This window comes from Sphingomonas mali NBRC 15500 (assembly GCF_001598415.1).
GTDB classification, from domain to species: domain Bacteria; phylum Pseudomonadota; class Alphaproteobacteria; order Sphingomonadales; family Sphingomonadaceae; genus Sphingomonas; species Sphingomonas mali.
Map to the genome: position 1 here is coordinate 1 of NZ_BCYX01000018.1, position 15,162 is coordinate 15,162.

Consider the following 15,162-nt stretch of genomic DNA (forward strand, 5'->3'; position numbering starts at 1 on the left):
AGTGGAGATACGCACCACCTGCGCCTATTGCGGGGTCGGGTGCGGCATCGTCGCGCGGCGGACCGGCGAGCGCAGCGTGGAGATTGCCGGCGATCCCGATCATCCCGCCAATGCCGGTCGGCTGTGCTCGAAGGGCACGCATCTTGGCGAGACGGTCGGGCTCGAGGGGCGGCTGCTCCATCCGATGATCGGGACCAAGCGCGTCGGCTGGGATCGCGCGCTCGACCTGGTCGCGCGGCGCTTTCGCGACACGATCGCGCGGCACGGGCCGAACAGCGTCGCCTTCTACGTCTCCGGCCAGTTGCTGACCGAGGATTATTACGTCGCCAACAAGCTGATGAAGGGGTTCATCGGCTCAGGGAACATCGACACCAATTCGCGGCTGTGCATGTCGAGCGCAGTCGCCGGCCATGTCCGCGCGTTCGGCGAGGATGTGGTGCCGGCAAGCTATGCCGATCTCGACGCCGCCGACCTGATCGTATTGGTCGGATCGAACACCGCCTGGTGCCATCCGATCGTCTATCAGCGGATCATGGCTGCGCGCGCCGCGCGCGGCGCAAAGCTGGTGGTGATCGATCCGCGCCGCACCGAAACCGCGGCCGAGGCCGATCTGCACCTGGCGATCCGGCCGGGCAGCGACGTCGCGCTGATGAACGGGTTACTCGCCTGGTGCCGCGATGCCGGGCTGATCGATCACGACTATCTCGCTGGGCACGTCAATGTTCCCGGCGATTTCTGGGACAAGCTTGGAGAGGGGAACGATCTGTGGTCGACGGCGCGGACGTGCGACGTCCAACCCGCCGACCTCAGACGTTTCTACGACCTGTTCGCCGCCAATCCGCGCACGGTGACGATGTTCAGCCAGGGCATCAACCAGTCGGTCAGCGGCACCGATCAGGTCAACGCGATCACCAATCTGCACCTCGCGACCGGCCGGATCGGCACGCCCGGCGCGGCGCCGTTCTCGATCACCGGCCAGCCCAATGCGATGGGCGGGCGCGAAGTCGGCGGGCTCGCCACGACCCTGGCGGCGCATATGGACTTCGCGCCCGAAAATGTGGCGCGGGTCGGGCGGTTCTGGGCCGCGCCCAACATGGCGACCAAGCCTGGATTGAAGGCCGTCGACCTGTTCCGCGGCGTCGGCGAGGGGCGGATCAAGGCGATCTGGATCATGGCGACCAACCCCGCCGTCTCGATGCCCGACGCCGGCCAGGTGCGCGAGGCGCTGGCCGCCTGTCCGTTCGTCGTGGTGTCCGACGTGATCGCCGATACCGACACCAGCCGCTTCGCGCACGTCCGCCTGCCGGCGACGGCCTGGGGCGAAAAGGACGGGACGGTGACCAATTCGGAACGCTGCGTCAGCCGTCAGCGGCCGATCTTCGCGCCCCCGGGCGAGGCGCGGCCCGATTGGTGGATCGTCAAGGAAGTCGGCCGTCGCATGGGCTGGAGGTCGGCCTTCGCTTTTGACCGTCCGGTGGACGTGTGGCGGGAGCATGTCCGGCTGAGCGCCTACCAGAATGACGGAGCGCGCCGCTTCCGTCTCGACCGTGCGACGCCGGGCAATAGCGATTATGAGACGATGGAGCCCTTCCGCTGGGGCGACAACGCCTTTGCCGATGGCGTCTATCCGACACCGGACGGGCGAGCGCGGCTGGTCACCGTCACCCAGCGTGCCGGCGAGCGGCCGCTCGAACGCTGGCCGATGACGCTCAATACCGGGCGGTATCGCGATCAATGGCACACGATGACGCGCACCGGGCTCGCCCCCAAGCTGGCGCGCCATCGCGAGGAGCCGTTGGTCGAGGTCCATCCCGACGATGCCGCGCGGTTGGAAATCGCCGACGGCGCGCTCGCCCGGGTGTCGACGCCGCGCGGCGAGAGCCTTTATCGCGTTGCCGTGACGGACGCGCAGCGGCCGGGCGAATTGTTCGTCCCGATCCATTGGACCGATCGCGGAGCGACCGGCGGACGCACAGGGCTGTTGCCGCGCCCGCTGGTCGATCCGCACTCGGGCCAGCCCGGCTTCAAGACGACGCCGGCGGCGATCGCGGCGGTGGCGACCGAGTGGCGCGGCTTCCTGTTGATGCGCGGCGAGCCGGGCGCGATGCCCGATTGTCTGTGGGCGACCCGCGTCGCGGTGCCGCAAGGGACGCTGTGGGAATTGGCCAGCGATGGCGACGCCGCGGCGATCGAACGCCTCCTGCCGCAGGGCGACCGCATCGAAGCTGTCGACCCCGCCAAGGGATCGCGCCGCGTCGCCATTATCCGCGACGAGCGGCTGGCGGCCTTGTTGTTCGTCACGTCGGAGGGCGTGCTGCCGTCGCGCGACTGGCTGATCGCGCAATTGGCGGCGCCCGAGGTCGCACCAACCCTGCTCGCCGGCCGCGCGCCGGGGCCGAGCGTCGATCGCGGCCCGATCGTCTGCGTCTGTTTCGATATCGGAGCGCGCGCGATCACCGACGCGATCCGCGCGGATGGCCTGGCGGACGTTGCCGCCGTCGGCGCGGCGCTGCGCGCAGGCACCAATTGCGGATCGTGCCGTCCGGCGATCGCCGGATTGATCGCCGATCACGCCAATCGGGAGAGTATCAATGTCGGTCGATGACTTTCCATCGGGCAGCGTCTGGCTGGTCGGCGCCGGTCCCGGAGACCCCGATTTGCTGACGCGCAAGGCCGAGGCACTGTTGCGCCGCGCCTCGGTGGTGTTCCACGACGCCCTGGTCGGACCCGGCGTGCTCGACCTCATTCCCGACCATGTCAGGCTGGTATCGGTCGGCAAAAGGTCCGGACGCCATTCGCGCGACCAGGGAGCGATCAACCGCCTGTTGATCGAAGCGGCCAGCGACGGCGAGCGCGTCGTCCGCCTCAAGGGAGGCGACCCGACGCTGTTCGCCCGATCAGCGGAGGAAATGGCTGCCCTCTCCGCCGAGGGCATCGCCGTCCGGATATGCCCCGGCATCACCGCGGCAAGCGCCGCCGCGGCATCGGCGGGGCTATCGCTGTCGTTGCGCGGTCATGCGCGCCGCGTCGAATTCGTTACCGCGCATGCCGCCCCTGGTCACCCGCTCGACCTCGATTGGCGCCGGCTGGCCGATCCGCAAGCGACGATCGCCTTCTACATGGGACGCGGTGCCGCGGCCGACATCAGTCGCAACCTGATCGCGGCCGGGCTTGCCGCGGCGACGCCCGTTATCGTCGCGTGCGATATCAGCCTGCCGGGCGAGACGAGGCTGCAGACCCGGCTCGACCTGCTGCCGTTCGCGGTCGCGACGATCGCCGACGATCGCCCGACGCTGATCATTGTCGGTGAGGCCGTCGCACCGCCCGGAACGGCGATGGCGCAGATCGCTGCGACGAAAGCGGCCGACGCGCAACGTTGAGTTGACCCAGAGCCTTGAGGAACGTCCCGCTCACCGCTTGGTCGTGCGATCCGGGATATAAGGCCGCCCGGCCTTGTCCGCCGCGGCCTTGGCCGGCGTGTCGGGGAACAGGTTGTTCATCTTGGTCGGCAAATTGGGCTGGACGTACCATTGCGGCGGGAAATCGGCCGCGCGGGTGCCGTTCACGTCGCGATTGACCAACCCGCTGCTGGTCTTCTCGGTATAGGGCACGACATGCTGTCCCCGGCTGTTCGCGAGTTGCTCGAACAGAGCATGGCGCAGCACCAGCTTGCGATCGAAATAGGCGGGATCGTCGATGAGGTTGTTCATCTCGTCGGGATCTTTGGAGAGGTCGTACAGTTCCTCTGTATCCCATACCCCCTGATACTGGATGTACTTCAGGCGATCGCGCTCGATGGCAAAGGTGGTCGGCGTTTGCGGGAAGGTCCATTCCCAATAATATTCGTAAACGAAATCGCCGGGCTTCCAGTCGGCCGCTTTCACTTTGCCTTCGGCCAGCGCGAGCCAGCTCTTGCCCTCCATCTGCTTCGGCTCGGCAACGTGGGCGACGTCGAGGAACGTCGGCGCCAGGTCGAGGTTGCGCACCAAAGCGGGGTTGACCGCGCCGCGCGGCAGCAGGCCCGGAGCATAAGCGATCATCGGGACGCGGACCGACGGTTCATAGGCGTTGCGTTTGTCGATCAGGCCATGGTCGCCGATCAGGAAGCCATTGTCCGAATAGAAGACGATCATCGTGTTCTGATCGAGCCGCGCCTTCTTGAGATAGGCCATGATCCGACCCAGGCTCTCATCGACCGGCGACAGCGTGCGGTAGATATCGCGCACCTGCTCGGCCAGTTTGCGATCGCTGTGATAGGGGAAGTCTGCGCCATGCCAGCTGTTGCGCTGGTTGCGCACCCATATCGGCTTGCCGCGATTGTTCTCGGGCGTGTTCGCCATGCTGGCCGGCAGCTTGATCTGGAGATTGCTATATTGCGTCTTGTAGCGATCCGGCGGCACTGGATCCGAATGGACGGCCTTGTGGCTCAAATAGAGGAAGAACGGCTTGCTGGGATCGCGGCCCTTTTCCAGCCAGTCCATGGCATAATCGGTCAGCTCGTCGGTGATATATCCCGTTCGCTTGACGACCTTTCCGTCGACATTCAGCGTCTGGCGCTCGCCCGCCGCGACCTGCGCGGGCGATAGCTGATCGGTCGGGAAATAGGTTCCCTGCCCCTTGAAGCTGACCCATTTGTCGAACCCCGGACGTGGCGCGTCGGTATCGTTGCCCATGTGCCACTTGCCAAAGAAGCCCGTCTGGTACCCGGCCTGCTGCAGATAGGCGGGAAAGAAGATCAGGCCCTTTTCCGACGAATTGTTGTTGTCGATCACGCCGTGATTGCGCGCCGTCTGCCCGGTGAGGATCGTCGCGCGGCTCGGCGAGCACAGGGACGAGGTGACGACGGCATTGGGGAAATAGACCCCGTTCTTGGCCAGATAATCGATATTGGGCGTCTGCAGGCCAGGGGTGAGGAAACCCATCGCATCGAAGCGAAGGTCGTCGACCAGCACGAAGATGATATTTTCGGGTTTCGCCGGCGCGGGCTGTACCGGCTTGGGTTTTCCCGACGGGGATGCCGTTGCGGGGCCTCGGGCGGACAGCGGGGAGAGAGCCAGGGCGCAGGCCCCCAGCGCGACGATGCGCAGGCGAAAGCGGCGGCGGAAGGTCATGGTCTGTCCTTTCTGCGAAGCACGCATCGAAAGCCGATATGGCTGGTGGAGGAGTCGATCGTCTGGGCGTGGCGTGCTGCCGGGCGATAGCGCTGGCAGTAATTGGCGGCACAAAGATGCGATCCGCCCTTCAGCACCTTGCGCCCGATCCGCACGTCCGGCGTGACCGGATCACGGCTGTCGCGCTCGCGGCCGCCACGCGGATTGGCCGGTACGCAACAGGCATTGCCGCGCTTCTTTTTCTCGATCGTCGGGAGCGACCACCAGTCCGCGGTCCACTCCCAGACATTGCCGATCATGTCGAACAGGCCATAGCCGTTGGGCGGGTAGGTGCCGATCGGCGAGGTGCGCTCCCATCCGTCGAGCAACTGGTTGGCAAAGGGAAAGGCGCCCTGCCAGTAATTGGCGAGCATCCTTCCCTCGGGTGCCAGTTCGTCACCCCAGGCGAATTCGGCGCCGTCCAGGCCGCCGCGCGCGGCATATTCCCATTCCGCCTCGCTCGGCAGGCTTTTGCCCGCCCAGGCGGCATAGGCTTGCGCATCGCCGTAAGCGATGTGGACCACGGGGTGATCGGCGAGGTCGTCGATCGCGCTGCCCGGCCCGAGCGGATGGCGCCAGTCCGCGCCGAAGGCGAACCGCCACCATAAGGAATAGTCCTGCAGGTCGACGGGTCCCGCGGTCGGCTCGAACACCAGCGATCCGGGCTGTGCCATCTCGATCGGCATGCCGGGATAATCCGCCGGGTCGGGGGCGATCTCCGCCAGTGTCCGATGACCTGTCGCGGCGACGAATTGCGCAAACTGGCGGTTGGTGACAGGCGCCTCGTCGATCCAGAAGGGATCGACGCGCACCGGGCGCACCGGCGCTTCTTCCGGGTAGAAACGCTCAGATCCCATCAGGAAGACGCCGCCGTCCAGATGGCGCATGCCGGCGGTCGACGCGGTGCCTTCACCTGTCGTGACGGATGCCGGTGTCACCATCGCAACTGCTCCTGACCGCAAAAGGCATCGACCGGGCTGCGTCCGGTGAAGCCCGCCTCGCCGACCAGCCGCCGCACCAGCTCGCGCTGGTTGTCGGCCAGCGAACAATAGGCGTTGATATAGGTCGAGAAATGGGGCGCGTCGTAGAGATAATAGGGCTGGCCGAACGACACCAGCAGCGTCGGAACCTCACGGTTGAACTGGGCCATCGCCTTACGCGACCCGCCATGCAATCTGGTCATGTCGAGGAAGATATGGCCAAGGCTGGGCGTCGCTTCCTGGCCGATCAGGTAGACGAGCAGATCGGTGTCGGCCGGCGTCGGAAAATGATCGCGGTCGTAAAGGCGCAATTCAAAGCCGCGCCGTTCCATCTCTTCGGTGAACGGCGCGAAGCTGCGCTCGGGCGCGCCCGAGACAAAGCTCCAGCCCTGCTCGGCGATCATCGTCACCCGCCGATGGCGCACCGGGTCGAGCGGCAGCAGCGCCTGAATATCCTTGACCAGCGTCAGCCCTTCGCCGGCCGCTCGCCGGGCGGTGGCGAGATCGGCCGGCTGCCGCAGCCGCGCGCGCACCGTATCGAGCGGCGGGAGCCGCTCCTCCGCGGTCGCGCGGTGCAGGCCGAGCTTCGCCTTCAAGGTCAGCATCCGCGTTACCGCTTCGTCGAGCCGGGCCTCGCTCAACCGACCTTCCCGTAATCCCTTGAGCATCAGCGCCATGTCGGATTGCGGGTCGCGGCTGAACAGGAACACGTCGCAGCCATTCTCGATGACCGCCGGAACCGCCTCTTCACGGTCCATCCAGCTGGTGAGCCCGCCCATCGGGGTCGCGTCCGACACGACGAGCCCGCGAAACCCCAGCCGATCGCGCAACAGCGTCTGGTTGAGCAGGCGCGAGACCGATGCCGGGCGGAAAGCCTCGCGCCCCGCGTCCGGGACCAGCGACCGCACGAAAGCCGGCAGCGCGATATGCGCCGACATCACCGTCATCACGCCATCGCCGATCAGCGAACGATAGATGCGCCCATAGCTTTCTTCCCATTCCGCGAGATCGAGCGGATTGACGGTGGTGGTCAGATGCTGATCGCGGTCGTCGATCCCGTCGCCCGGCCAGTGCTTGGCGGTCGCGGCGATGCCATGCGCCTGCAACACCCGGACATAGGCACGCGCCTGGGCGATGATCGTGTCCGTGTCCGCGCCGTAGGACCGCGTCCCCACCACGGCGTTGCGGAAAGCGCGATTGATGTCGACGACGGGCGTGAACGACCAATTATAGCCCAGCGCGCGGCTTTCGCTCGCGACGATCGCGGCGATCTCTTCGGACAGCGACAGATCGTCGCAGGCCGCGATCCCCATCTGGTTGGGGACGGGCGTGACGAAGGGATAGCTGGTCGTGCCGCCTTCGATATCGCCCGACAGGATCAACGGAACCTCTGCGCGGTCCAGCGCATCCCGTGTCGCGCGCCAGGTTGCCGCGAGATCGCCGGCGGGAAAGCGGTGGATGCCGCCCGGAGCGAACGCGGTGAGCGCCGCGGTCTCCTCGGCCGTGTCTTCGCGGCTCGACAAGATGAAAAGCTGCGCGATACGGGCTTCGGCGTTCAGACCGTCGCGGGTGCGTTCCACCCATTGCCGGTCCGCCGGAAGAAGCGCGAGCGGATCCGGCATTGCCGCGCTTTGGTCAGTCACGGATGGCTCGTCCAGGAACTCGGGGGTCATTTGGTGCCCTCGGCCGATTGCGTGGCCTTGAGCCCGTGCATGCCGAGCAGGAGAAAGGCCACTGCGAGCGGTGAGAAGACGGCGCAGGTGATGGCGATGGCTTCCGGCAGGCGCTGCGGATCGTGGAAACCGTAATCGGTGATGAGCGCCACCACCATCGGCCCGAGGACTCCGCCGACGAGGTTGACCAGCAGCATGTAGCCAGCGGAAACGAGCGCGCGCATGCGATTGGGCGTGAGGTCCTGGAGCGCGGCAAGGCCGCCGCCGAGGTTGAAACCCGCGAAGAAGTTCATCGCGCCGATCATCGCCAGGGCCAGTCCCGGTGCCGCGACCAGCGGAAACCCGATCGTGAGCGGCACCAGCGCGACGAATCCGGTCAACGCCACCAACAAATTACCCCGCGAGAAGCCGAGGCGATGCAGCCAGCTGGCGCAGAAGCCGCCGGCCAAGGCGCCGGTCGTCCCGCAGAAGAAGACGATCAATCCGTAGCGCGCCCCGATTTCCGCGATCGTCCAACCGAACTTTCGCCCGAAAAAGGCGGGGATCCACGCGCCCGTGCCGTTGCCGACCAGGATCATCATCGCAAAGCCCAGGCAGATTCCGAAATAGGCCGCCTTGCGCGACAGGACATGGCTGAACAGCGCCGAGAGCGGCACCGAGCCGGAATCCGACGCCAGCCCGTGGCGCGCGGGCTCCCGGATCGCCAGCACCAGCAGCGACAGGAGCAAGCCCGGCACGCCCAGCGCGAGGAAGACGACGTGCCACCCCTTTACCGCGCCGATCACCGGCAGCGTGAACGAGCTTTCCGGCGGGAGCACGCCGGCGACCAGGCCGCCGATGAGCAATGCCAGCGCACCGCCGAGATAAACACCCATCTGATAGACGCCCATCGCCGAGGCGAGCCGTTCGCGCGGAAAATAGTCGGACAGCAGCGAATAAGCGGACGGGCTGAATCCGGCCTCGCCCGCGCCGACGCCGATACGCGCCACGAACAAGGCGCCGAACGATCGCACCAGCCCGCACGCCGCGGTCGCCAGGCTCCACACGAAGATCGATGCCGCGATGATGTTGCGCCGATTGGAGCGATCCGCCAGCCGCGCGACCGGAATGCCGACGCCGACATAGAAGAGCGTGAAGCTCAATCCATAAAGCAGGCTCATCGCCGTATCGGAGGCCTGCAGATCCTGCTTGATCGGCTGCACGAGAAGCGCGAGCGCCTGGCGGTCGACGAACGCCAGCGTGTTCGCCAGCATCAGCACGATCGCGACGAACCAGGCGGTGCGCGCGGGTGGCCAGACGTCCGCGCTGGTCGACTCCTTGCTCATCAATCGGGTTTGACCAGGCCGGGCGGCGTGAAGTCGCGGAAAACCGCCGGAACGCCCTTCTTGAATCCGGCGAAGCGCGTGCGGGCGGCGGCGAAGCGCGCACGCATGTCGGCAAGCACCTCGGGATAGCGATCGGCGACGCTGTAGCTTTCGCTGGAATCGGCGGCGATATCGTAGAGCTGGGGATATTTTGCGTCGGTCGAGATGAGGTGGCCGCGATAATAATCGAACGCCACATATTTCCACCGCTGCGTCCGGATGCCGACGAGATCCTCGTTGTTGAACAACAGCAATGCGTCGTGCGGCGTCCGCGCCGCCGATCCGTCGAGAACCGGCGTGAGGTCGCGGCCGTCGAGCTCGACCTGCGGCAACGATGCGCCGGCGAGCCTGCATAACGTGGGCAGGAAATCGATTCCCATGGCGATGGCATCGGTACGGCGACCCGCGGGAATCAGTCCCGGCGCCCAGGCGATCAGCGGGACGCGATAGCCGCCATCATAGCCGCCGCCGCCCTTGCGCTGGCGCAGACCGCCTGCCGAGCCTTCGAACCAGGGACCGTTGTCCGACGTGAACAGGATCACCGTGTCGCGATCGAGCTTGCTCGCCTTGAGCTTGGCGAGCAGCCGGCCGACAATATCGTCTATCTCCGCGACGACATCGCCATAGGAGCCGACCGCGGCGCGTCCTCGAAAGGCCTTGTTGGGATATTCCGGCAAATGCGGCGCGCTCAACGCCAGTTCGACAAAGAAGGGGCGGGACGCGTTCCGCTCAATGAAGCGCTCGGCTTCGGCGTAGAAGCGTTGCTGCAATTGGGTCAGATCGGGCTTCTCTTCCCGCACCGGCCCGTCGCCGTCGATCGTGTAGAGCGGCAGCGGCGCCATGTCGTGGCTGTATGGAATGCCAAAGAAGTAATCGAAGCCGTGCGCGATCGGAGTCCAATGGTCGCCGGTATGGCCGAGATGCCATTTGCCGAACAGCCCGGAGACATAGCCGGCGGGCTTGAGCGCTTGCGCGATCGTCACCTCGGATTGAGGCAAAACGCGCGTGTCGTTCTGCATGATGACCTGATAGCCAAGGCCGGTGCGGACCGGATAGCGTCCGGTCAGCAACCCGGCACGTGACGGCGTGCACACATTGGCGGGCGAATAATAATCGGTGAAGGTGAGGCCTTGCGCGGCCAACCGGTTGAGGTTGGGGGTGGGGATACGGCGTCCGCCCGTCGGCTCGATATCGCCATAGCCGAGGTCATCGCACAGAATGACGATGAAGTTGGGCGGGCGTTTGGAACCGCGCGCGCCCAGCGGGCCGGATAAGGCCTGGCTGGCTAGCAATGCCGCGGCCGACCCGAGAAGCTGACGACGATCCATCTCTTGGTTCCCTCAAAAAATCCCGCGGATCATACCATCAGAAATGCACCGCGAAGGTCGCCCCCACATAGCGGTCGGCATCCTTGTTGAAGGTCGCGACGATGTCCTTCGAATTCGTCGTCGTGGCGAGCAGCGAGTTGTGCGAGATCGTCGAATAATAATTCTGATCGAACAGGTTCTTGGCGAACAAGGTCAGGCTGAAGCGGCGGTCGCTGGTATAAGCTCCGACGCTGAGGTCGACGATCGTATAGGCCTTCTGGATCAGCAGCGGATCCTGCTCGATGGCGAAGCCTTGCTTGCTCTGATAGCTTACCGCCACCTGGGCGAAGCCGCCAAAGCTGCTTCCGACATCGAAATCGTAGCGCGGCGCCACCGTGAAACGCCATTTGGGCGAGGCAGGCAAGGGCGCGTTGCGCAAATCCTGGCGCGGGCCCGAGACGGTCGTCACGCCGTTCACCGTGGTGCTGGCGCGATAACAGCTGTTGACGGGGAAGTTCCCCGTGAGGGTCGGCGCGGCGGCCTGGAACTGGAGCGGGCAGTTGAGGCCATCGATGCTGACCGTCGAGTCCGTATACGCCAGCGATGCCTGGATATCGAGTTTCGCCAGGGGATGCAGCGTGGCTTCCAGCTCGACGCCCTGGCTGCGCGATTTGCCGGCATTGGTCGAGATGAAGGAAACGACACCAGTGATGGGGTCGCCGCGGTTGGCCTGCACCTGCAGGTTCGTATAATCCGCGCGATAGACGGCGAGCGCGAAGCTGAGCAGCCCGTCTCCGGTCCGGCCCTTGAGGCCGACCTCATAGGCATTGACGTGTTCGGGCTTGAGGTCGGTCTGATGGGCGAAGTCGGTGCCGGCCTCCATATTGTAGCCGATGCCTTTGTACCCCCTGGTATAGGTCGCATAGGTCTGCAGGTTGCGGCTGAATTCATATTGCAGGCCGGCCTTGCCGGTCACCGCGGTGTCACTGTCCCGGAGGGTTCCCGTCGAGACGGCGGCCACGCCCGGCAGCAACGTGTCGCCGGCGTTGGTCACGCCAAGCTGCGTGCCGTAATTGGTGCCCGTTTCATATTGGACGCGCAGCCCGCCGATCAGCTTGAGGCCGCCGACGATCCGGTACTCGGCCTGGCCGAATGCCGCGATATTGTCGGTCTTGAGGTCTGCGAAGCTCGACGAGGATTGATAGGTCGGCGCCGCGCAAGGCTGGCCAATCGTGCCGCTCGAGCAGACCGCGCGGCGGCGCGCGTAAGGCCGTTTCACCTCGCCATGGCTGTAAAAGGCGCCGACCACATAGGTGAAGTCGCGATTGCCGTTGGACGCGATGCGAAGCTCCTGCGAGATCTGGTTCAGATCGACGATGCCCTGGTTGAAATTCCACGACGCGTAAGCGGATGGGCCGACATAGAGCACCGGGTTCGAGTCGATGCGGTCGACCGGCTGGTTCACCAGCAGATGATATTTCTGATAGGCGGTGATCGAGGTGATCGTGGCCGCGCCGAGATCCCAGTCACCCTGCAGCGAGATCGTCGTCTGGCGGCTGTTGGCCTTGTTGAGGGTATCTTCCGATACCAGGCGGTTGGTCGGGGACGCCACTACGGGGGCTTCGAGGCGGGCGATCACGGGGTTGACCACGCTGATCGACGAATAGGTGCAACAGCTCGAATAGGTCTCGCGATAATCGGCGCCGAGCAGGAAGGTCAGATTGGGCGCCGCCTCCCACTCGATCTTGCCGCGCAGGCCCCAACTTTCCTGGCCGTTGACGTGGCGCTTCAGCGTGACGTTGTACGCGGGGCCCTGCACATTGTTGTAAAAGCCGCCGACGCGCACGCGCAGCGTGTCCGAGATCGGGCCCGACAGCGTGCCCTTGACGCGGTATTCATTGTCTTCGGCGATCGTCACGTCGCCCTTCGCTTCGAAAGTGGACGTGGGGCGGGCGGTCACGATGCTGAGCACGCCGGCGCTCGCATTCTTCCCGAAGAGCGTGCCTTGCGGTCCGCGCAGCACTTCGATCCGGTCGACGTCGGCGATGTCCGACAGCGACTGGGCGGCGCGCACCATCGGAACGCCGTCGACGACCACGGCGACCGACGATTCGACCCCCTGGCCGAACAAGGCGGTGCCGACACCGCGGATACGAAAAGTGGTGTTCGCGGGATGGTTGCCCTGCTGGAAGGTGAGCGAAGGGACTGCCCGCGTCAGCGCGGTGGTGTCGTTGATCTGACGGCTGGCCAGCGTTTCCCCGCTGACGGCGGTCACGGCGAGCGGCACGTCCTGCAGTCGCTCGCTCCGCTTCTGGGCAGTGACGATGATGTCGTTCGACGTATCCTGCGCGGACGCCTGGTCGTCGCTCGGCGCCGCCGGACTCGTTGGCGCTGGCGTCGGCGCGGACTGCGCATGCGCGGGAAAGGCGCCGAGGGCCAGGGAAATGGCGAGCGCGCCCGCCGCGCTGGAGAGGCGATAGAAGTTACGAAGATCGGCCATGGTGCGCATCCTCCTTTTTTCCGAAGCCGCACATGCGTGACGGCCCAAATCGGGATGCTCGAACCTTGGTGCCGGCTATCCCCTCGGCTCTGATCTGCGTCAGATGTAGCGCTACATGATCTGGGGTTCGGGGCGAGTCAACAACTTTGTGTAGCGCAACAAGTTGGTTTCTGAGAGGATGCGGATGTGGGCGACAAGGACAAATCGCGGAAATCGAGCAACGCGGTGACGATGCACGCTGTTGCTGCGCGTGCCGGCGTATCGCCGATGTCCGTGTCCAACGTGATCAACGGGCGCACCGTTCGGCCGGCAACGCGCGAAGCGGTGTTACGGGCGATCGAGGAGCTTGATTACAAGCCGAATGTCGCCGCCCGCGCGCTGGCGAGCGCAACGATTACCCGCATCGGCTTATTGTATCACAGTGCCGAGAGCGCGTTCGTCAGTGCCTTGCTGGTGGGGGCGCTCGACGCCGCCACGCGCTTCGGGGCGCAATTGCTGATCCGTCGGTTCGAAGAGGCGCGCTCGCTCGCCGATATCCTGTTCGACATGGTCGCGGGTGGCGCGAACGCGCTCATCTTGCCGGCCCCGCATTGCGAGGCGATCAGCGGTACGGGCCTGGTCGAGCGACTGAAAGTGCCGGTCATCGCGCTCTGCTCCGGCGACGAACTGCCCGACATGGCCTCGGTCCGCGTCGACGACGTCGCCGCCGCGCGCGACATGACCCGCTACCTGATCGGCCTCGGCCATCGCCGCATCGGCTTCGTGCGCGGCGCGCAAAATCACGTCATCAGCCGGACGCGGTTCGAGGGCTATCGTCTCGCTTTGACCGAGCATGGCATTGGCTTCGATCCCGACCTGGTCGTCGATGGGGATCTCACCTTCGATTCGGGCCTGGCGGCAACGGAACAATTGCTGTCATTGCGCGATCCGCCCACCGCGATTTTCGCGAGCAACGACGACATGGCGGCCGCGGTCGTCTCCGTCGCCCATCGTCGCGATATCCGCGTACCCGACCAACTTTCCATCGTGGGCTTCGACGACAGTCCGATTTCGCGCAAGATCTGGCCGGCCCTGACGACCATCCGGCAGCCGATCGTCGACATGACGGCGATTGCCGTCGAATCGCTGATAGCGATGTTCGGCGATCCCCAGGCACGATCGTCTCCAGCCGTTTCCACGATTTATGCCGAACATTCCCTCGTGATCAGAGGGTCCAGCGGTGCCCCGGTGCAGGGGATCGGTTCAGTGCGATAGCAGCAAGGGACAGGGCGAATGCCTGAGCAGTTCGCGCGTCACCCCGCCGAACACCGCCTCGCGCAGCCTGGAATGGCCGTAGCCGCCGGCGACGATCAGTCCCGCGCCATGGCGGCCGGCCTCGGCGATCAAGGTATGCGCGATGCCCAAGGCCAATTGCGGGACGCGCTCGACGCGCGCATGAATGCCATGACGCGACAGATAACGCGCCGCGTCCTCCGCCCAGCCATCGGCTCTGTCGGTCGCGACCTCGACGAGGAATACCCGCTCCATGAGTTTGAGGAGCGGGATCGCGTTCCGGAGCGCGGCGGTCGCGGCGGCCGACCCATCCCACCCGACGACCGCACAACGATCGTCGAATTTCCGCACGTCCTGCGGTACCGCCAGGATCGGCTTGCCTGCTCCCGTGATCACGCCGCCAATGGCGCTGCGCATCGGCGTTATCGGATCCTCGAGCTGCCGGTCGACGATGACCAGGTCGGCGAACTGCGCGGCGCCGCACAAACTGCCCACCAGATCGCCGGTGCGTTCCTGCCAGTCCCACGAAACGTCTTCGTGAACGAGCCGCGCCTCGAGCTTGGTGCGATTGGCTGCTTCCTGCTCGATTTCGCTTTCGACGATCGTGGCGCTGATCGCGCTACCCACCGAGTCGTCGACATAGGGGGGCGGTAGAATCACTACGTCCAGAAGGGTCAGGTGTGCGTCGAGCCGTCGCGCGAGATCCACCGCGAGTTGGATCCGGGCTTCCTGTCCGGGATCGTCATGGGCAAGAACCAACAGGGTCTTCATGGCGTGCCTCCGCTTTGCATGGACCAGGGCTAGCCGGGGTCGCGGGCGGCACGCTATTGGTGGATTTACGGACCCACCGGACGATGCCCGGATACGCTCCGACGATCTTTTGGCCAGGGTGATGGCCGGCGCCATCGGGCTGGGT

At 65.6% G+C, this 15,162-nt stretch carries 10 protein-coding genes; 3 read left to right on the forward strand and 7 right to left on the reverse strand.

What is annotated here, in order from left to right:
- The first annotated feature begins 1 nt into the window (after position 1).
- A complete protein-coding gene (locus SMA01S_RS13925; RefSeq protein ID WP_084250304.1) occupies positions 2-2,605 on the forward strand; it encodes a nitrate reductase in 2,604 nt (867 codons plus the stop codon).
- Complete coding sequence (cobA, locus tag SMA01S_RS13930) at positions 2,592-3,380, forward strand: uroporphyrinogen-III C-methyltransferase (RefSeq protein ID WP_066823362.1); 789 nt, start codon at positions 2,592-2,594, stop codon at positions 3,378-3,380. The genes SMA01S_RS13925 and cobA overlap by 14 nt, the downstream gene beginning before the upstream one ends.
- 30 nt (positions 3,381-3,410) lie before the next feature.
- On the opposite strand, the gene SMA01S_RS13935 is transcribed toward cobA, so the two are convergent.
- From SMA01S_RS13935 to SMA01S_RS13960, 6 genes are read right to left on the reverse strand one after another with little or no spacing between them, the layout of a single operon-like run.
- Positions 3,411-5,138 (reverse strand): sulfatase family protein, encoded by a 1,728-nt coding sequence (locus tag SMA01S_RS13935; protein ID WP_245649280.1) that lies wholly within the window; start codon positions 5,136-5,138, stop codon positions 3,411-3,413.
- The gene (locus tag SMA01S_RS13940; RefSeq protein WP_066823540.1) at positions 5,108-6,037 is read right to left on the reverse strand and encodes a formylglycine-generating enzyme family protein; all 930 of its coding nucleotides are present in this window, start codon (positions 6,035-6,037) and stop codon (positions 5,108-5,110) included. The genes SMA01S_RS13935 and SMA01S_RS13940 overlap by 31 nt, the downstream gene beginning before the upstream one ends.
- A 47-nt stretch (positions 6,038-6,084) precedes the next feature.
- Positions 6,085-7,773, reverse strand: coding sequence for a glycoside hydrolase family 3 protein (locus SMA01S_RS13945; RefSeq protein ID WP_245649281.1), 1,689 nt, complete (start codon positions 7,771-7,773; stop codon positions 6,085-6,087).
- A gap of 26 nt (positions 7,774-7,799) precedes the next feature.
- Positions 7,800-9,128 carry a spinster family MFS transporter gene (locus SMA01S_RS13950; protein WP_066823368.1) on the reverse strand — a complete coding sequence of 443 codons (1,329 nt, stop codon included), beginning with the start codon at positions 9,126-9,128 and terminating at the stop codon, positions 7,800-7,802.
- On the reverse strand, positions 9,128-10,495 hold the full coding sequence (locus SMA01S_RS13955) for a sulfatase family protein (protein WP_066823370.1): 1,368 nt from the start codon (positions 10,493-10,495) through the stop codon (positions 9,128-9,130). Before SMA01S_RS13955 ends, SMA01S_RS13950 begins: the two co-directional genes overlap by 1 nt.
- Positions 10,496-10,532: 37 nt before the next feature.
- Complete coding sequence (locus SMA01S_RS13960) at positions 10,533-12,974, reverse strand: TonB-dependent receptor (RefSeq protein ID WP_066823544.1); 2,442 nt, start codon at positions 12,972-12,974, stop codon at positions 10,533-10,535.
- Positions 12,975-13,160: 186 nt separating this feature from the next.
- Here SMA01S_RS13960 and SMA01S_RS13965 point away from each other — a divergent pair, with 186 nt between their 5' ends.
- A complete protein-coding gene (locus SMA01S_RS13965; protein WP_218016896.1) occupies positions 13,161-14,228 on the forward strand; it encodes a LacI family DNA-binding transcriptional regulator in 1,068 nt (355 codons plus the stop codon).
- Here the strand turns inward: SMA01S_RS13965 and SMA01S_RS13970 are convergent.
- Positions 14,217-15,017 carry a universal stress protein gene (locus SMA01S_RS13970; protein ID WP_066823372.1) on the reverse strand — a complete coding sequence of 267 codons (801 nt, stop codon included), beginning with the start codon at positions 15,015-15,017 and terminating at the stop codon, positions 14,217-14,219. The genes SMA01S_RS13965 and SMA01S_RS13970 overlap by 12 nt on opposite strands.
- Positions 15,018-15,162 lie beyond the last annotated feature (145 nt).